This window comes from Streptomyces sp. MJM8645 (assembly GCF_001625365.1).
GTDB lineage: Bacteria > Actinomycetota > Actinomycetes > Streptomycetales > Streptomycetaceae > Kitasatospora.
This window is the reverse complement of sequence record NZ_LJJF01000001.1, coordinates 7,012,966-7,031,232: the sequence shown is the minus strand read 5'-3', so window position 1 is coordinate 7,031,232 and position 18,267 is coordinate 7,012,966. Positions and strand designations below refer to the sequence as shown.

The window sequence follows — 18,267 nt, the reverse complement described above, 5'->3', positions numbered from 1 at the left end:
TGCCGCGCCCCCTCCGCCGTCGGGCGCTCAGGAGATGCAGGAGATCGTCAGCCTGATGCTGGGGGGCGGGGGCGGCGAGTCGAGGTAGGGGGCGATCCAGACGATGATGCCCCTGCCTCCGTCACTGTCCCTCCACTGCCACCGCTGGTTCGCGCCGAGCCGGGTGCCGTCGCCGTTGGTGATGATCCAGTCGTTGTCCGGGTGCAGGCCCTCGGGGCAGATGGCGGTGACGCCGCTCGGGGAGCCGGTGGCGGACACGGTCTCGGGCAGGTTGTCGGCCTGGGCGGGACCGGCGAGGGTGGCTGTCAGTGCCACCGCCGCCAGGCCTGCGCCGGCGAGTCGTCCGGGGCGCATGGATGTCCTCTCGTCGAGCGGCCCCTCGGATGGGGGCCGAGCGGTCACATCCGTTGCCACGGCGCCTCATCCGCACGCCCATCGCGCCGCACTCCACTCTTCCGCGCCGGGTGGGGCGCGCCAGAGGTCCTGGACGCGGGACAGCCGGACGGGCTGCTCGACAGCTCGAGCAGCCCGGCTCCAGAAGTCGCCTCCCGTCGCGCCGTCCCGCCCGCCGGCCGCACAGGCAGCTGGCGGGCGGGACGGCGGGTGCCCTTCGGACGGACAAGGCCAGCGGAACAGGCCTAGCGGAACAGGCGGTCGCCGCTGTTGGCCATGCGGTGGGTGCCGCTGTGGCGGTTCACCCAGTCACGGACGAGGTTGATGGCGTTGGCGCACTGCCAGCTGTTGTCGTACTCGCGCACGCCGGTGAAGGCGCCGTAGCCCGCGATGATGCCGTCCACACCCGCGTCGCCGAGCAGCTTGTCGACGTACCACGGGTCGTTGTAGGTGGCCGTCCAGGACAGCGTGGCCGCGAGCCGCCCGGCGGCGCGGTCCCCGGCGCCCTTCTTCAGCTCCGCGCACGTGTTGTAGGTGGCCTCCGTGCAGTTGCCGAAGCCCTTGGTGATGTCGGTGTCGCCGTAGTCCATCGCCCGGTGACCGGCCGGGAATCCGGAACCGGACCGGTTGAAGGCGCCCTGGACCTGGTCACGGGTGCCGGTGGACGTGATGCCCTCCAGCGGGCCGAGCTTGCCTTCCAGGCTCTGCCAGCCCCTGCCGCCGACATCCGGGGTGTTGCCGCCGTGGTATTCGAAGAAGCCGTAGAGCACCTGGATCCCGGCGGCCGTCAACCGCTGCGCCTTGTCGCGCAGTCCGGCGACGCTGCACGTGCGGTTGGGCTGTTCCCCGCAGTAGTTCGGGTCCTTGATGTCCAGCCAGACCAGCGACAGCCGGCGTCCGGCGTTGGCGTTGGAGAGGATGCGGTCGATCATGCTGTCGAAGCTGGGGCCCAGGCGGTTCTCACCGGCCGAGGAACAGTCGTGGTAGGCGCGCCATTCGTTCGGGTTCCACCAGGCGCAGACGTCGATCTCGATGGCGTTGGCGCCGTGGCCGAGCGCGGCGTCCACGCCGTCCAGGGTGTCGACCCGGTGCGCGATGGCGTAGATCGCGTGTCGCGAATCGGCCGCCGCCGCAGGGGTCGTACCGAGCGCGGTGAGGCCGACGATCCCGCACAGTGCCGCCAGCAGCGCCAGCACCTTCCGCGCGCCGGTGCCGTGCCTGAGGTGAGTGGTCAAGAAACGTGCTCCTCGATGTCGGTGCCCTGATGCCGTCACTGATGGACGGCCGCCCCCGATCCAGGACTGGTCATGTCCGCCTCAGTCTGCCACTGGTTCGTGCCCGGTACGGGGGGAACAGTGCAAATCCTCCGCTAAAGTCCGCCGCGCGAGGCCAACTCGGCCCGGAGCGCGGGCAGCTGCTCGTCGGCGGACTCGTGCGGCAGGAACTCGACCGGATCCAGGAAACGGAACAGCACCCGGCTCTCGGTGACGGCGAACTCGTAGTCGCCGAACCCGACCACCGCCCCCGCGCCGCCCCGCACCGCCCCGCGCACGGCGGCCGCCGTCAGCCCGTCCACGCCGCCGTGCGCCGCAGCCCGGCGCCGGGCGTTCGGCCGGGCCAGGTACGGGCACACCATCGCCGCGTAGAGCATGCAGGCCCGGTGGCCGGGCCCCTCCATGGTCGGCGCGAGGTTGCGGTACGGTCGCCCCTCCGCGAGCGCGGCCCCGATCGCCGCGCTCTCCGCCGCCCCGACCACGCGCCACACCGGGCCCTGGGCCATGAATCCCCCGCACACCGAACAGAGGCGCTCCAGCGCGCAGTTCGCGCTGCGCTCGTGGTCGGTCAACGCGAACTGCGGCTCGCCGCCACGCCAGGGCGTGATCGCCGGCACCGGATAGCCCCGGACGTCCCGGGGCCGTTCCCCCACCCGCTCCGGCATCGGCACGGCATCGAATCGCACGCCCCCATCCTTGCCGCCCCCCGCGCCGCTGTCGACCTCCGACGCGGCGGCCGCCCCGCGCGGCGGGCGCGGGGCGGCCGGTGGTCCGGGGGCGGTTCCTGGTGGAGGGCCGGGCGGCGGGCCTCAGTTCCAGATGCCGGTGATGTCAGCGGCGTTGGCCGCGTTGCCCGCGTGGGTGGTGGCGCCGGCGAGGTCCTCCAGGGTGCGCAGCACGTTGTAGTGGTTGTAGGTGGCGGCGGAGGTGCTGCCGGGGGTGACGTGGGCGCCGTAGAAGACGGTCGGGATGCGGTTGCCCGCGAGCCGGTTGTCCTCGTCGAAGGTGACCACGAGCAGGCTGTTGTGGCTCTTGGCCCAGGTGGCGTAGGCGCCGAGGTTGTTCTTGATCCAGGTGTCGCCGGTGCCGACCGAGCAGTCGTGCATGTCGCTGCAGAGGTTCGGTACGACGAAGGAGACGTTCGGCAGGGTGGTGTAGTCGGTCGGGAACTGGGCGAAGGTCCTGGCCGAGTTCAGCGGCACGTTGCCGAAGCCGAACCAGGGGTTGTGCTTCTGCGCGTACTTGCCGCTGCTGCACGTGGTGCTGCCCTGGGCGGGCAGGGTCTCGTTGTAGCTGGCCCAGGTCCTGCCGGCGGCGGTGACCTCGGAGGCCAGGTTGGGGCCCTGGAGGGCGCCGACGGAGACGCAGCTGTCGTCGGTGACGCCCTGGGTGGAGCCGGAGAACAGGGCGTAGTAGTTCGGCTGGCTGGGGTGGGTGATGCCGAACGACTGGGTGAGGTTGGCGCCGCCGGTGGCCAGGGAGTTGAGGTAGGGGGCGCTGCTGCTGCCGACGACCTGGTTGTAGGCGTGGTTCTCCATCACCACGACGACGATGTGGTCGGGCGCGGGCAGCGCGGCGGCCTGCGCGGTGGAGGCGGTGGCGGCCCAGAGGCCGGCGGAGGCCGCGACCAGCGCGGCCACCGAGCCGAGGGCGGTGGCGGTGCGGCGGGAGCCGTGCTTGGTGGACGAAGTCATGACAATTCCTCGGGTAGGGAGCGGCCCTGGCGCGGACGCTCGATCAGGGCTGCGCGACGAACCGGTCCGGTACGGCGTCTAGTACGGCGTGCCGTTGGCGAAGTCGCGGGCGGCGGTGGACTCGACGGTGGTCAGCACGCCGGAGTCGGTGGTGATCAGGCCCAGCTCGCGGTTGTTGTTCAGCGAGTTGTCGGAGAAGTTCTCCGAACCGGCGAACACCTTGGCCGAGGGCGTGCCGTAGTCGGCGACGATCGCCTTGGCGTGGATGTACAGGCCCGTGGTCGAGGAGTAGGTGACCACCTGGCCGCCGGCCGTGACCACCTGGTCGAAGTAGCTGCTGTAGGACGAGGGGTTCATGCCCACCACCCGCACGGTGACGCCCCGGCCGGCGGCCGCGGCGACCGCGTCCACCAGGGCCTGGTCGCCGAACTCCAGCTGCTCCAGGTCCAGCGTGTGCTGCGCGCCGTTGATCAGGTCCAGCAGGCGGGCCTGCGAGTCGGTGGGCGACCAGACCAGGTTGTCGCCGTCGGAGGGGGTGATCGAGGTCTGGGCGTAGTCGGCGGCGAAGACCTGCTCGATCGCGGCGACGTCGTTGGCGTCGGTGTCGACGACGCCGTAGTCGCGGCTGCTGGAGTAGTAGGTGGAGTCCAGGTTCCCGGTCAGGATCAGGGACTTGGCGCCGTCCACGGTGACGGTCTTCTGGTGGGTGTAGACGAACGCGGAGGAGGAGTACGTCACCCCGACGCCGGCGGCCCGCAGGGCCGAGTAGGCGGCGCCGTTGACCGAGGTGTGCCGGCCGTCGAGGATCACCCGGACGGTGAGGCCGGCCCGCCGGCGGCCGATCAGGGCGTTGACGGCGGTGGTGTCGCGCAGCTCGTACATGGTCACGTCGACGGAGCGGGTGGCCGAGTTGATGAGGTCGTAGACGACGCCGTGGTCCTGGTCCGGGAACACGATCGGCGTGTACGTGGCGGCGGTGGCGGCCTGGGCGGTGCCGGACAGCGGTATCAGGCCGGCGGCGGCGAGCAGCAGCGCGCCGGCCCGGCGCGCGGAGGTGGCCAGGGGCATGCGGAACTCCACGATCGGTGAGGGGGAAGGCCTGGGCGAAGGTGCGGGAGCACGCGCGAGGCGCCCGAACAGCATCGGGTGGATCGGTCGACGCGGGTAGACGACAGCAGGTAAAACCTTGACCCCGGGTCGGGAAACGGATGGTGCGGCCGATCCGGTTCACTTTGCCAGCCACCGGCCCCGCCGGTGATAGTGGATCTTCGAGGACGTGGCCGACGCCGCGTCAGCCGAGTGAGAGAACAGAGGATCATGGCGAAGATCAGCCTTCTGCGTCCGCTCGCGGTGGCGGCCGCGGGTGTCGTCCTGCTGGCGACCGGAGCCGCGCAGGCCGTGGCCGCCGACCAGGGCACCACCAGCGCGCCCACCCCGGACACGGCCGCGGTGCGCGCCGCCCTCCAGGCCACCACCGACGCGGGCGCCCCGGGCGCCTTCGCGGTGATCCGCGACCACGGCGACGCCGAGACCACCCGCTCGCTGGCCGTCGGCAAGGCCGACCTGGACGGCACCCCGATGAACTCCTCGTGGAGGTTCCGGGTCGGCAGCAACAGCAAGATGTTCAACGCCGTTCTCGTGATGCAGCTGGCGGAGCAGGGCCTGATCGACCTCGACAAGCCGCTGCGCGACTACCTGCCGGCCGGCACCCTGCCGGACACCTGGACCATGACGGGCCGCCAGGTCATGGAGCACCGCGCCGGGATCTACGACCACACCAACGACCTGCTGGAGCAGGCCGGCGAGGAGACCACCAGCGCCTTCGAGGCGCGCATCCGCACCAACGTGTACGCGCCGCGCGACCTGGTGGCGATGTCCGTCAAGCACGGCCAGCAGTACACGCCCGGCAGCCGGTACTCCTACTCCAACACCGACTTCGTCCTGATGGGCCTCGCGGTCGAGCACCTCACCGGCCGCCCCTACGAGGACGTCCTGCGCGAGCGGATCATCGAGCCGCTGGGCCTGAGCAAGACCTCCTTCGTCGTGCCCGACCAGGAGATCCAGGGCGCCCACGTCACCGGCTACCTCACCAACGACAACCGCAGCAAGCCGCTGCTGGACTCCACCCAGCAGACCGGCTCCTGGGTGTGGACCGCCGGCGCGGTCATCTCCGACGCCGCCGACCTCGACCACTTCCTCACCGCGCTGATGGCGGGCAGCTCCGGCGGGCTGGTCTCAGACGACTCGCTGAAGCAGATGACGGCCGCCCTGGCCACCCCCACCGCCAAGATCAGCTACGGGCTCGGGCTGCGCCGCATCTCGCTGTCCTGCGGCGACGTGTACGGCCACGGCGGCATCGTCCAGGGCTTCCAGACCCAGTCGTTCGCCACCCCGGACGGCAAGCGCTCCGTCGTCGTGTTCGCCAACGCCTCCAACAACGGCTCCGTGACGCAGGGCCTGATGAACGCGCTGGAGCCGGCCTTCTGCGGCAAGAAGCCGGCCGTCGCGCCGCGGAACTCGTTCGCCCCGAGCGCCTTCGCCGAGAACCACTCGCTGCCGGTGGTCGAGGACACCCGGATCTGACCGACCCGCACAGTCCGCCGCTCACGCGCCCGCACGGCCCACCCGCCGTGCGGGCGTGCGCGTTTCGGGCCCCGGGCCCGAGGCTCCGGGCCTTCGCCAGCGCGGGCCTCACCCCGTCCGGCGCCGCCCCTGCCGGGGGCCGTCCGCGCTGAGGTCGGTGAGCGCCTCGGTGAGGAGTTCGCGGGCCTCCTCGGCGCGGCCCTGCTCGATCAGGGCGGTGCCGAGCTCGGTGAGGGTCTTGGTCATGCTGTCCGGCCGGCCGACCTCCTCATAGTGGGTCAGGGCCTGCCGGTAGGCCTTCTCGGCGGCCGGCCAGCGCCCCAGCGCGGCGCGGTCCAGGCCGAGTTCGTGGGCCGTCATGGCCGCCGCCAGGTGCATCAGCGGCGAGGACCAGCGCTCCACCAGCTCCAGCGCGCCGGCCAGCGCGCGCCGGCGGGACTCCACCGCCTCCTCGGCCCGGCCCGAGTCGCGCAGGCAGTTGGCCGCGCCGCGCAGCGTGACCAGCCGGCCGATCCAGCCGGCGCGGCTGTTGACGGCGGCGAAGGCGTCCGCGGCCCGGTGGTAGGCGTCGATGGCCTCCCGGTGCCGGTGCAGGTGCCGAAGGCCCGCCGCGAGGTAGGTCAGCGCCCAGCCCTCCTGCTCCCGGGCGCCGATCCGGCGGGCCAGTTCCAGCCCCTCGTTGGCCAGGTCGATGCCGCGCTGGTAGCGGTGCAGGCAGGTGACGTACGTCCACGCCAGGTAGTTGACGTGGACGGCCTCGGCCAGTTGGTCGCCGCAGGCGCGGGCCGCGTCGACCGACAGCTGGAAGACCTCGGCCCAGATGTCCCAGCTCAGCAGCCGGTCGGAGAACCAGTGCATGGCTTCGGCGGTGTCGATCACCTCCCGGTGCCGGCCGGCGGCGAAGGCCTGGTGGAGGGCGGCCAGCCACTCCGGGTGCTCCTCCTCCAGCCAGCGCGCCGCCTCGGTGAGCGGCACCGGGGGGCCGGTCCGGTCCGCGTCGGCGTCGGGGTCGGGGGCGGCGTCGGGGTCCGCCGCCGCGTGGTCCGGGTCGAACCGCAGGCCGTACTCGGCGGCCCGGTTCAGCAGCCAGTCACCGGCCCTGGCCCGGGCCTGCGCCACCGCCTCGGGGCCCTCGTCGGCGTCGAGCCGCTCGCCCGCGTAGAGCCGGACCAGGTCGTGCAGCCGGTAGCGCTCCGGGGTGGCGAGTTGCACCAGCCCGGCGTCGATCAGCTGCTCCAGGACGAGTTCGGTCCGGCCGGGCGGCAGGCCCGCGTAGGCGGCGGCGACGGCGGCGGTGAAGTCGTGCCCGGCGGTCAGTGCGGAGCGGCGCAGCACCAGCTGGGATTCGGCCGGCAGCCGCCGGTAGGACAGCGCGAAGGCCGGGCGGACGGCCAGGTCCCCGGTCTCCAGCAGGTCCAACCGGTGTTCCTCGGCGGCCAGTTGGCGCACCAGATGGCTGACCGGCTGCTGCGGGCGGGCCACCAGCCGCTGCCCGGCGATGCGCAGCGCGAGCGGCAGGTAGCCGCAGAGCCGGGCCAGTTCGGCGGTGGCGTCGGGCGCCGCGTCGATCCGCTCGCGGCCCGCGATCCGGGCCAGCAGGTCGGCGGCCTCGCCCGGGGCCAGGGCGTCCAGCCGCAGGCGGAGCACCGACTCCAGTCCGGGCAGGGCGTTGCGGCTGGTCACCAGGGTCACGGCGGGCCCGGAGCCGGGCAGCAGCGGGCGCACCTGGCTCTCGTCGGCGACGTTGTCCAGGACCAGGACGAGTCGGCGCTCGCGCACCAGGGCCCGGTAGAGGCCGGCCCGCTCCTCCGTCCCGGCGGGCACGGCGTTGTCGGCGACGCCCAGGGCGCGCAGCACCTGGCCGAGCGCGTCGCGGGCGGAGAGCGGGGTGGCGGCCATGCCGCCGAGGTCGAGCGAGAGCTGCCCGTCGGGGAAGAAGGGGGCCAGGGTGTGGGCGGCGTGCAGGGCGAAGGCGGTCTTGCCCAGACCGGGCTGACCGCTGATCAGCACCACCCGGGGGTGGGCGGGCCGATCGTCCTCGGCCAGCTCGGCCAGCAGGGCGAGGGCGCCCTCGCGGGCGGTGAAGTCGGCGATGTCGCGGGGAAGCGCGAGGGCGCCGGGGGCGAGCGGGGCGGCGGGCGCGGCGTCCCCGGTCTCGGCCGGTCCGGCGGGGGCAGGGACGTGAGCGGGGGCGGGGGCGGCCGGTCCACGGGTGGGGGCGGCGGCCGACACCGGCCTGGTCCCCCGGGGGCGGCCGCACTGGGCGGCCCGGTCCAGCGCGGCGGTTTGCGGGGCGTCCAGGCCCAGCGTCTCGGCCAGGGCCCGGACGGTACGCCGCTGCGGCCCGCGGGTGCGGCCGCGCTCCATGTCCCCGACGGCGCGCAGGCTGACGCCGGCCGCCGCGGCGAGCTCCTCCTGGGTCAGGCCCGCCGCCACCCGGTGCCCGGCCAGCAGTCGGCCGAAGTCGCCGGCCCCCTCGGAGTCCGTGCCCGTTCCCGTGCCGCTCACAGCCGTCATGTCCCGCCCCTGCTAGCGCCGTTACTTCTGCCAGGCGTTGTGCCTGATCGACCGTCCCAGGCAGAAGTATTCCCGGGCAGAAGTATGCCTCGTACCCAGCTCTTTCCCAGCATCGAGCGCCCAGCTCAGGCGCCGGGCACCCCGGTGCGGGCCGCGGCGTCCCACCCACTGGTGGGACGGCCGCGCGTGCTGATTCTGCCCATAGTTCCGCCTGTGGTTGCGCCGATCGGACGGGACGAACAGGGCGAGCAGGACGGGCGGGACGGGGCTGCTGCGGCGGCGGGGCGGCGCACCGTCAGCGCTCCCCCGCCGCCAGGGCCCGGGCCTGCCGTCTGGCGACGGCCCCCTCGGTGGTACGGCCCAGTTCGCACAGCAGGTCCGCCAGCAGGCCGTGGGTACGGGACTCCAGCCCGGTGTCGCCGACCGTGCGGCCCAGGGCGACGGCGAGTCGGGCCGTGGACAGGGCGGCGTCGCGGCGGCCGAGCGCCTGCAGGGCGCGGGCCCGGCTCTGGGTGGCGAGGACGGCCTCGACGCCGGAACGGGTGGTGGCGACCCGGACGGCCTCGTCGGCGTGGACCAGGGCCGGGCCGGGGGCGCCGGCCAGGACCAGCGCGTCGGCGAGGTCGGTGAGCGCGCGCACGAGCAGATCGCCGACGGCCGGGGTGCGGGCGGCGCTCACCAGGTCGGTCATCAGCGGCAGGGCCTGGTCGTAACGGCCGGCCCGCAGCAGTGCACCGGCCACCCGGGCCCGGCAGTGGTGGCGCAGCAGTTGGTCGCCGGCCCGGTCGGCGGCGGCCACGGCCCGTTCCAGCTGCTGGACGGCGGTGCGGTGGGCGGCGCGGTCCACGTGCAGGACGGCGAGGTCGGTGGCCAGCCGGGCGACGGCCGCCTGGTCCGCGCAGCCGTGGGCGGCGCGCAGGCCGGCCTCGGTGACGGCGCGCCAGTGCGTCCGGTCGTGGCCGGTGGTCTCGTACAGCAGGCCTATCCGGTGGGCGAGCTGCCAGGATTCGGCGGTCCGGCCGAACTGCTCGGCGCAGACCACCACCGCGCGCAGGGCGCTCTCCTCGCGGCGGAACCAGGCGGCCGCGTCCGCCGGGGCCGCGCCGCCGCCCTCGGGCGTCCAGGCCGCGGTGGTCCAGCCTCCGGTGGTCCAGGCCGCGGTGACCGCGAGGTAGTGGGCGATCAGCCGGTCGAGGGCGACGAACCGGTCGTCGCAGGTGAGTTCGGCGGCCTGCCCGGCCGCGTAGCGCCGGACCAGCTCGCGCCGGGCGTAGCGGCCGGGCGTGGTCTCCTCCAGCAGGTGGACGGCGTCGAGGCGGGTCAGCAGGGTGCGGGTGGTGGCGGGCGGCAGGTCGGCGAGCGCGGCGGCGGTGGCGGTGTCGATCACCGCGCCGGGGTGCAGGCCGAGCAGGGTGAACAGCCGGGCGGGGGCGGGCGGCAGGGTGCGGTAGGTGTGGTCCAGGGCGGTGGTGACGCCGATCGGGCCGCGGTCGGTGCCGGCCAGGGTGGCGAGGCCGGTCTGCTCGTCGGCGAGTTCCGCGGCCAGGTCGCCCAGGGTCCAGCCGGGGCGGGCGGCCAGCCGGGCGGCGGCCAGCCGCAGGGCGAGCGGCAGGTGGTCGCAGGCCGCGGCGAGGTCGGCGGCCGCCTGCGGTTCGGCGGCGACCCGGGCCGGGCCGAGGGTCCGGGCGAGCAGTTCGGCCGCGTCCTCGGCGCCGAGCACGCCCAGCGGGAGCGGGATGCCGCCGTCGCGGACCAGCAGGTCGCGCAGCCGGCTGCGGCTGGTGACGACGACGACGGGGGTGCCGGGGGTGCCGGTGTCCCCGTCCCCGTCCCCGGGGTCCCCGTCCCAGGCCGGCCCGTCCCCCGGCGGGGGCGGGTCGGGCAGCAGCGGGGCGAGCTGCTCGTACGAGCGCGCGTCGTCCAGCACGATCAGCAGCCGGCGGCCGGCCAGCAGTTCCCGGTAGCGCTGCTCCCGCTCCTCGGGCGAGGCGGGCAGGGCTCCCGCCGGCTCGCCGAGGGCGAGCAGGAACCCGGCCAGCACGTCGGCGGATTCGCGGGGCCCGGCCGGATCGAAGCCGCCCAGCTCGGCGTGCAGGACTCCGTCGGGGAAGTGCTCGGCGGACCGCTGCAACCAGTGCTGGACCAGGCTGGTCTTGCCGACCCCGGCCGGTCCGGTGACCAGGATCGGGTGGCCGGAGCGGACGGCGGCGGCCAGGGCCTCGTCGAGCCGGGCGAACTCGGCCGACCGGCCGGTGAACCTGCGGTCCGGCGCACCGCGCCTCGGAAGCCGGGCGGGTCTGGGCGGCCCGTCCCGCTCGGGGCCGTCCGCCGACCGCTCACCGGCGTGGCGCAGCTCCGGGCCGGGCGGGCCGGAGAGCCGGGCCACCGCCCGGTCGTACCAGGCCGCCGCCTCGTCCCGGCGGCCGGCCTGGTCGAGGCAGCGGACCAGCCGGGCGGCCAGCGTCTGCCGGGTCGGGTGGGCGGCCGCCGCCTCGGCCAGCTCGGCGGCCAGCTCGCCGCCGCGGCCGGCCCCGAGCAGGCCCTCGGCGAGCCGGTCCAGGGCGCGCAGCCGCAGGTCGGTGACGTGCGGCAGGGTGCGCTCGCGCAGCAGGACGGACCCGCAGTCGACGAGGGCCGGGCCGCGGAACAGGTCCAGGGCGGCGCGCAGCAGGGGCACGGCCGGATCATGCGGCTCGGGCTCGGTGCTCGCGGCGGGCGCGGCCGGGGCGGGCCGCAGCACGCCCGCCCGGTCGCAGAGCCCGCGGAAGTGCAGCAGGTCCACCCGGTCGGGGTCGCCGGCCAGCAGGTAGCCGGCGCCGCGGGTGCCCAGGGTGAGCCCGGGGCAGTCGAGCAGTTGGCGCAGGGCCGCGACGTGCCCCTGGAGCGCGGCGCGGGCGGTGGGGGGCGCGTCGCCGTCCCAGACCAGCTCGATCAGTTCGTCGGTGCCGACGGTCTGGTTGAGCCGGATGGCGAGGGTGCTCAGCAGGGCGCGGCGTTTGGGGGCCGAGGGTGTGACCGTCGTCCCGTCGTCCCGTCGTACGGCGACCGGCCCGAGCAGGTCGATGTGCATGCGGCCCTCTCCTCCCCTGTCGCCGATCGGATCCGCCGCCGACGACAACCTCCGGCGTCTTCCCGGCGTCGTCAGAGGATAGGCCTGGTCCGGTCACGTGCACGCGGCCGGATGGGGTCTGCTCGGGATTTGTGGATCTTGTCGGGTCGAACGCGGGCCCCGCGGGTTCCGCAGGGCCCGGGCTCGGCGTCCGTTGCGCCGGGCGCCGCCACCCGGTGGCGCCCGGGGAGCGGGCGATCTGGCGCGAACAGGACACTTCAGGGCACTACACTGCTCCACCCCGGGGCACGCCCGGGACATCAATGGGGCGGGGGGACGCCCTGCCCGTCGTGGGGTGAAGTGGGGGTACTGGTGCGGATTCGGCTCCTCGGCCCGGTGGAGCTGCGGGCCGGGGCGGACGGCTTCGCCTCGCTGCCGGGGGCGCAGCGCAGGGCGATCCTGGCGCTGCTCGCGTTGCGGCTGGGCCGGGTGGTCGGGGTGGACGGCTTCTGCGAGCTGCTGTGGGGCGAGCGGCCGCCGGCCAGCGCCCGGGCCGCCTTGCAGGGGCACGTGGCGGCGCTGCGCAAGGCGATCGCCGACACCCCGTTCGTGCTGCACACCCGCTCGTCCGGCTACCTGCTGGCCGGTCCGGCCGAGGAGGTGGACGCGCTGCGCTTCGAGGCGCTGACCGACCAGGCCGCCGAACAGGCCGGACTCGGCTGCGCCACGGCGGACGCGCAGGCGATCGCGCTGCTGGAGCAGGCGTTGCGGCTGTGGCGCGGCGAGGCCCTGGCCGACCTGCCCGACACCGCCGTGCGCGCGGCCGTGGTCGACCAGCTGGAGCAGGCCCGCACCGCCGCCGTGCTCAGCTGGGCCGGGCTGCGGCTGCGCCAGGGCAGCGGGGTGGCGGCGGTGCCGGCCCTGGAGCAGCACGTGCGGACGGACGGGCTGCGCGAGGAGCTGGTGGCGCTGCTGGTGCGCTGCCTGCACCAGGCCGGTCGGCCGGCGGACGCGCTGTCCGCCTACCACCAGGCCCGGGTGCGGCTGGACCGCGAGCTGGGGATCCGGCCTGGCCCGGCGCTTCAGGCGGCGCTCGCCGAGGTGCTGTCCGGGGGCCGGGCCGAGCAGCCGGCCCCGGCCCGCTCCGCGGCCCCTCCGGCCGCGCCCCGGGTGCCCCGTCAACTCCCGCGCCGACCGGTCGACTTCGTCGGCCGGGACGGCGAGGGCCGCTGGCTGGACGGCGAGTGCGGCCCGGAGCGCGCCGGTGACGGCCTGGCCCTGGTGGTCGGACCGGCCGGGGCCGGCAAGAGCGCGCTGGTCACCGCCTGGGCGCACCGCCGCGCCCCGCACTTCCCGGACGGGCAGCTGTTCGCCGACCTGCGGGGCCTCGACCCGGCCGGCCCGGCCGACCCGGAGGCCGCCCTCGGCGGCTTCCTGCGGGCCCTCGGGGTCTCCGAGGGCGCCGTCCCCGAGGACCGGGACGGCCGGGCCGCGCTGTACCGCGACCGGACCAGGGGGCGACGCCTGCTGGTGGTCCTGGACGACGCCGCCGATGCCGACCAGGTCGCCGACCTGCTGCCGCAGGGGCCCGGCTGCGCCGCCGTGGTGACCAGCCGCGGCTCGCTGGAGGGGCTGGTGGCCGCCGACGGTGCGGCCCTGCTGCGGCTGCCCCCGCTGCCCCAGGACGACTCGCTGCGATTGCTGGAGCGCGCGCTCAGCCCCGACCGGCTGCGGGCCGAACCGGCCGCCGCCGCCGAACTGGCCGGGCTCTGCGACCACCTGCCGCTGGCGCTGCGGATCGCCGCGGCCCGGCTGGCCACCCGCCCGGACTGGACGATCGCCGAACTGGTCGCCGAACTCGCCGACGAGCAGACCAGGCTGCCCGTCCTGGACGCCGACGGCGCGACCGGCGTCACCACCGAACTCCTCCTGACGTACCGCCGCCTCTCCCCCGGTGCCGCCGAGCTGCTCACCCTCCTGGCCGCCCACCCGGGCCGGGAGGTGGACACCCTGACCAGTGCCGCCGTGCTCGGCACCGACCCGGCCACCGCCCGCCGGTCGCTCGGCGAACTCGCCGCCCACCACCTGCTCACCGGTGCGGCGCCCGGGCGCTACGGCCGCGCCGAGCTGGTCCGGCTGTTCAGCGCCGGGCTGCTCGCCGAGCAGCCCGAGCCTCGCCGACGCCTCGCCCGGGAGCGGCTGCTGGACTACTACCAGGCGGCGCTACGGCAGGGCGGCGAGTTCATCGAGCCGGGCCAGGACGGTTTCGACACGCTCGTCCACCCGCCGCGGGCCCTGCCGCCGGCCGACGGCATCCGCGCCGCACTGGACTGGTTCCAGGCCGAGGAGCCCGCGATCCGCGCGCTGATCACCGGCACCGCCGACGACCCGGACCGGGTCTGGCGGCTGGCCCAGGCCGCCGGCCCGCTGTACTACGGCTCCAGCCGGTTCACCGACTGGCTGGGCTGTCTGCGCGCGGGCGTCCGGGCCGCCGAGCGGTGCGGCGACGAGCTGGCCGCCGCCCAGTTGCACGGCTCCCGGGCGAACGCGCTGCTCGGGCTGGAGCGCCGTCAGGAGGCGGCCGAGGCGGCGCGCCGGGCGGTGGCCGCCGGCGAGGCCGCGACCGGGCCCGCGGGCCGCGCCGCGTACGCCCGCGCGCTCGCCACCCAGTCGCTGATCACCGCGATCCTGGGCAGCGCGACCGAGGCCGCCCGGCTGGCATCCGGCTCGGCCGCGCTGGCCGTGGAATCCGGCGACCCCCGGCCGCTGGCCGTCGCCCTGGTCCACCACAGCTGGGTGAGCCTGCTGGCCGGGGACCGGCAGGGCGCGCTGCGGCAGGCCCGGGAGGCCAGGGAGCTGCTGCCCGCCCGCCCGGTCACCTCGATCCATCTCTGGTCGATGCTGACCGAGGCGCACACCCTGCCCCCGCACGGGCGCAGCGAGACCGTCGACCTGGCCTGGCACCGGCTGCTGGCCGGCTGCGAGGAGGCGGGCCTGCTCTACCTCCAGGCCATCGCCGAACAGTCGCACGCCGCCTACCTGCTGAGCCGGGGCCGTGAACCGGAGGCCCTGGACCGGCTGCGCTCGGCGCTCGACCGCTTCCGCATCCATGATCAACTGGCCGGGGTGCAGAGCGAGTTCACCACCAGCCTGGAGGAGTCGCTGAACTCGCGCTCGCCACGCCGGCACTGACCGGCTCCCCGTGGCGGCCACCCGGTCGCCGGGTGGCCGCCCTGGGGAGCCGGTCAGCGGTCAGCGCGAGACGGCGGCACCCGAGCGGTCGAGCGCGGCCGCCTGGCCGCGGCCGTCGGCCGGGCCGTAGCCGTGCTCCGCCGCGAGGACCGGGCGCAGCGCCCGGATCGCGTAGAAGTTGCGGGACTTGACCGTCCCCGGCGGCACCCCGAGCCGGGCCGCCGCCTCCACCACCGAGCGGTCCCGCAGGTGCAGTTCGACCAGCACCTCGCGGTGGTGCTTCTGCACCCGGCGCAGGGCCAGCGCGATGTCCCGGGCGACGACCACCTGCTCGTACGGGTCCTCGGCGAGCGGACGGTCCTCCAGCGGCTCGCCGATCACCTCCTTGGCGCGGGCGGCGGCCATCCGGTAGTGGTCGATCGCGATCCGCCGGGCCACCGTGAACAGCCAGGGACGGCTCTGCTCGGCACCGGCCGCCAGCGCCTCGGGGTGCTGCCAGGCGCGCAGCAGGGTCTCCTGGAGGATGTCCTCGGCCTTGCCCCGGTCGCCGCCGGTGGCACGCAGCAGCGCGCGCAGCAGGTAGCCGCCGTGCAGCCGGTGGATCTCGGCGAGCGTGTCCGGGTCGAGGGTCGGGCGGGCCGCCTTCGGCGTGCCGGGCGCGGGGGCGGATCCCGTGGTGGCCGACGGGTCCGTGCCGGCCGGCGGGCCGACGGGCGGCTGGGCGACGGACGTGGGCTGGGCGACGGGCTGCTTCGACACGCGCGGCCTCTCAGATCGGGCAAGGGCAGGGCGACACACCGACCGGACTTCCCCGGCGGCTACAAGCAGCAGACTGCCCGCAGCCGCCAAGGCCGCACCAACGATCCGCCAACGCCCGGGCCCCGCACGGCCGGGCCGCAGGCCAGGACTCCGTACGGCCACATCCCGGACATCTCGCGGCCATCCAGCGCCCATCCCGTGGCCACCAGGCCGCCCCTCAGGCCTCGTTGAGCACGCGCACCAACTCCTGGACCCCGTCCTCCCCCCGATGCTCGATCAACACTGCGACCCAGGTCGCCAGCTGCTCCCGCTCCACCGCCGACCAGGCCGGTGCCGAGGGGTGCTCGTCGACCACCAGCGCCGCCGCCAGCTCCCGCAGCCCCGGTGCGGGCTCCGGCCTCCACCGCTCGGTCGGCAGCGCCCGCAGGGCGAGCCGCCGGGCGGCGGCGGTCACCTCCTCCGCCGTGCCCTCGGGCACCACCAGCGCGGGCGGCCCGGGCCTGCTCGGCTCCTCCTGCCGTACCAGCGCCGCGACGACCTCGCGCACGTCCGGCCCGTCCGGATCCATCGTTGTCCCTCCCCCATCCCGTCCCACGGGAGTCACGCCGGCTGCTCCTGCATGGCACTCGTTCCGCATCGAGTGCCATCCGAAGACGGTATCTACTGACAGCCGGTCCAGCAGAGGGTTTTCCGGTACGGCCGGGCAGCTGCCGCTCAGCTGCCGCCCGCACACCGGTTCGGCCGGCGACGAGGCCCGAACGAGAGGACCTAGCCGACCGGCCGGTGCTCGGGGGTGCAGGCCGGGCGGCCGATGCGGTGGGGGGTGGTGCCCATCAGGTCCTCCAAGCGCGGGGGAGGCACAGTGCGCGCCCCGACCCGCTCAACGGGCCGTCCGCCGGGGGCGGTTCACCCTGCCCCGGCGACGGCGCCGGGTGAACCGGAACCGGGCCGTCGTCCGTAGACATCGCCCGGCTCCACCGGGCCGTGCTGGGCCGCGCACGGCCGGGAGCCCATTCCCGAGGGGGGTGGGACGCGAGTGGGCCGCAGCGTCCCGCGCTCCCGTTGAACGGTGCTCCCGGCCCGGGCCGTTGAACCGATCGGACGGCCCCGTACCCGGCCGGCGCGGGGGGCGCCGGAATCCGGTGCACCAGACAGGGCCGACACGGCGAGCAGGAGGCGAACACATGGCGGCCGACCACACGCACACCGGGCGGGTGCACCGTCTGACGCAGGGCCCGGACTGGGACCTCGCCCCCGACTACGGCCCCGTCCTCCCGGCGGCCGCCGCCCTGGCCGTCGCAACGGCGACCATCCCGAGCGCCGTCCCGAGCGCCGCGCCGAGCGCCGTCCCCGCTGCCGGGCCGAGTGCCGCGCCGCCCGCCGGACACCTCGCCGGGCCGGACTGGCAGCAGCCACTGGATGTGCTCGGGACGGTCCTGGTGCCCCCGCAGGCGCGGCCGGCCCCGGCCGCGCTGCCCCCGGAGCCGTTCGCCCTGCTGCCGCAGCTCCCCCAGGCCGCGCTTCCGGCCCTACCGGCCCTACCGGCCATGCCGGCCCCACAAGCCCCGCACTCCGCGCCGCCGCAGGCCCCCGCCGCACGGCGGGGCCGCCGTACCCTGGGCCTGCCCGCCGGCCTGGGCCTCGGCCGGGGAGAGCGGGAACGGGAACGGGAACGGCTGACGGCGGCCATCCGCACCCCGCTGCACCGCTCCTTCCGGATCGCGGTGATCGGCCTCAAGGGCGGTGTCGGCAAGACCTCGACGACCCTGGCGCTCGGCTCCGTCCTCGCCGAGATCCGCGCCGACAAGGTGGTCGCCGTCGACGCCAACCCGGACACCGGCACCCTCAGCAAGCGGGTCCACCGGGAGACCGGGGCCACCGTCCACGACATGCTCGCCGCCGAGGCCACCATCACCGGCTACATGGACGTCCGCCGCTTCACCTCGCTCACCCCCAGCGGGCTGGAGGTCCTGGCCAACGACTCGGACCCGGCGATCGCCAACAGCTTCAGCGGCGAGCACTACCGACGGCTCGTCGACCTGCTCGCCCGGCAGTACCCGATCATCCTCGCCGACTGCGGCACCGGCCTGCTGCACAGCTCCATGCGCGCCGTCCTCGACCTCGCCGACCAGCTGGTCATCACCGCCACCACCAGCATCGACGGCGCGAGCAGCGCCGACGCCACCCTGGAGTGGCTGTACACCAACGGCTACGGCTCGCTGGCGCAGCGCAGCGTGACCCTGATCTCCAGCGTCCGCAGCAGCGGCCGGACGATCCGGGTGGAGGAACTCGTCGCCCACTTCGAGAACCGCTGCCGCGGCGTCGTGGTCCTCCCCTTCGACGAACACCTGGCTCTGGGCGGGGAGTTCGACCCGGCCAAGCTGCGCCCCAAGACCCGCCGCGCCTACCTCGACCTCACCGCGCTGGTCGCCGAGGGCATGCACTTCGCCCCGCCCGCCGCCGGCCCCCACGCCGCCGCCGCCCTCCACTAGGGCGTGTCTGACAATTCCCGCCGGGCGCGCGGCGCCAGGCATCCCGCCTGGACGCACCGGCGAAACGTCCAAGTACGGCCCAGTACGAGGACGCTTCGCCGGCACGCCCAGCCGGGCGCCCAACACCGCACGCTGATCCGCCGCGAATTGTCAGACACGCCCAAGCCCGGATCGAGCAGCCCGGCGCCTGCACGGCGCGGGCGGCACCGCCGCCCGGTGGCGGGCAGCGTCCGCCACCGGCCGGACAGGGCCTGAACGCCCCGCCCGTGTCGGTGGCACGGGCGGCCCCGCACCGCACCGCCGGCCCAGGGCGC

The 18,267-nt window shown here is 75.5% G+C and carries 12 protein-coding genes; 3 read left to right on the top strand and 9 right to left on the bottom strand.

Annotation, left to right across the window (positions count from 1 at the left end; genetic code table 11):
* Positions 1-27: 27 nt before the first annotated feature.
* The 5 genes from A6F73_RS29545 to A6F73_RS29525 all read right to left on the bottom strand — a co-directional run bounded on the left by A6F73_RS29545 (position 28) and on the right by A6F73_RS29525 (position 4,429).
* Positions 28-354 carry a hypothetical protein gene (locus A6F73_RS29545; RefSeq protein ID WP_063350564.1) on the bottom strand — a complete coding sequence of 109 codons (327 nt, stop codon included), beginning with the start codon at positions 352-354 and terminating at the stop codon, positions 28-30.
* Between the two features lie 284 nt (positions 355-638).
* Positions 639-1,628: a hypothetical protein gene (locus A6F73_RS29540; protein ID WP_063350563.1), complete on the bottom strand. Its 990-nt coding sequence runs from the start codon at positions 1,626-1,628 to the stop codon at positions 639-641.
* Between the two features lie 134 nt (positions 1,629-1,762).
* Positions 1,763-2,353: a hypothetical protein gene (locus tag A6F73_RS29535; protein WP_244293544.1), complete on the bottom strand. Its 591-nt coding sequence runs from the start codon at positions 2,351-2,353 to the stop codon at positions 1,763-1,765.
* Positions 2,354-2,476: 123 nt separating this feature from the next.
* A complete protein-coding gene (locus A6F73_RS29530; protein ID WP_063350562.1) occupies positions 2,477-3,361 on the bottom strand; it encodes an alkaline phosphatase family protein in 885 nt (294 codons plus the stop codon).
* 78 nt (positions 3,362-3,439) lie between these two features.
* Positions 3,440-4,429, bottom strand: coding sequence for a phospholipase D-like domain-containing protein (locus A6F73_RS29525; protein ID WP_063350561.1), 990 nt, complete (start codon positions 4,427-4,429; stop codon positions 3,440-3,442).
* Between the two features lie 249 nt (positions 4,430-4,678).
* Between A6F73_RS29525 and A6F73_RS29520 the strand changes: the two genes are divergently transcribed.
* Positions 4,679-5,944, top strand: coding sequence for a serine hydrolase domain-containing protein (locus A6F73_RS29520; protein WP_063350560.1), 1,266 nt, complete (start codon positions 4,679-4,681; stop codon positions 5,942-5,944).
* Positions 5,945-6,052: 108 nt separating this feature from the next.
* Here the strand turns inward: A6F73_RS29520 and A6F73_RS29515 are convergent, their stop codons facing one another.
* Positions 6,053-8,461 (bottom strand): XRE family transcriptional regulator, encoded by a 2,409-nt coding sequence (locus tag A6F73_RS29515; protein WP_063350559.1) that lies wholly within the window; start codon positions 8,459-8,461, stop codon positions 6,053-6,055.
* 295 nt (positions 8,462-8,756) lie between these two features.
* Complete coding sequence (locus A6F73_RS44175) at positions 8,757-11,531, bottom strand: BTAD domain-containing putative transcriptional regulator (RefSeq protein WP_063350558.1); 2,775 nt, start codon at positions 11,529-11,531, stop codon at positions 8,757-8,759.
* A 351-nt stretch (positions 11,532-11,882) separates the two neighbouring features.
* On the opposite strand from A6F73_RS44175, the gene A6F73_RS29505 reads away from it, so the two are divergent.
* Positions 11,883-14,702 (top strand): AfsR/SARP family transcriptional regulator, encoded by a 2,820-nt coding sequence (locus tag A6F73_RS29505; protein ID WP_063350557.1) that lies wholly within the window; start codon positions 11,883-11,885, stop codon positions 14,700-14,702.
* 60 nt (positions 14,703-14,762) lie between these two features.
* Here A6F73_RS29505 and A6F73_RS29500 read toward each other — a convergent pair whose 3' ends face one another.
* Together A6F73_RS29500 and A6F73_RS29495 are read right to left on the bottom strand one after the other, a co-directional pair.
* Positions 14,763-15,461: a sigma-70 family RNA polymerase sigma factor gene (locus tag A6F73_RS29500; RefSeq protein ID WP_063350556.1), complete on the bottom strand. Its 699-nt coding sequence runs from the start codon at positions 15,459-15,461 to the stop codon at positions 14,763-14,765.
* Between the two features lie 217 nt (positions 15,462-15,678).
* Entirely contained in the window at positions 15,679-16,029 is a 351-nt protein-coding gene (locus tag A6F73_RS29495) for a hypothetical protein (RefSeq protein WP_063350555.1), read from the bottom strand.
* Between the two features lie 616 nt (positions 16,030-16,645).
* Between A6F73_RS29495 and A6F73_RS29490 the strand changes: the two genes are divergently transcribed.
* Positions 16,646-17,953, top strand: a complete 1,308-nt coding sequence (locus A6F73_RS29490; RefSeq protein WP_063350554.1) for a MinD/ParA family protein — start codon at positions 16,646-16,648, stop codon at positions 17,951-17,953.
* The last annotated feature ends 314 nt before the right edge of the window (positions 17,954-18,267 follow it).

Bases quoted from the DNA above. Each gene is read 5' to 3' on its own strand.
- A6F73_RS29545 (WP_063350564.1), bottom strand. From the start codon at position 354: ATGCGCCCCGGACGACTCGCCGGCGCAGGCCTGGCGGCGGTGGCACTG.
- A6F73_RS29530 (WP_063350562.1), bottom strand. From the start codon at position 3,361: ATGACTTCGTCCACCAAGCACGGCTCCCGCCGCACCGCCACCGCCCTC.
- A6F73_RS29525 (WP_063350561.1), bottom strand. From the start codon at position 4,429: ATGCCCCTGGCCACCTCCGCGCGCCGGGCCGGCGCGCTGCTGCTCGCC.
- A6F73_RS29520 (WP_063350560.1), top strand. From the start codon at position 4,679: ATGGCGAAGATCAGCCTTCTGCGTCCGCTCGCGGTGGCGGCCGCGGGT.
- A6F73_RS29515 (WP_063350559.1), bottom strand. From the start codon at position 8,461: ATGACGGCTGTGAGCGGCACGGGAACGGGCACGGACTCCGAGGGGGCC.
- A6F73_RS44175 (WP_063350558.1), bottom strand. From the start codon at position 11,531: ATGCACATCGACCTGCTCGGGCCGGTCGCCGTACGACGGGACGACGGG.
- A6F73_RS29495 (WP_063350555.1), bottom strand. From the start codon at position 16,029: ATGGATCCGGACGGGCCGGACGTGCGCGAGGTCGTCGCGGCGCTGGTA.
- A6F73_RS29490 (WP_063350554.1), top strand. From the start codon at position 16,646: ATGGCGGCCGACCACACGCACACCGGGCGGGTGCACCGTCTGACGCAG.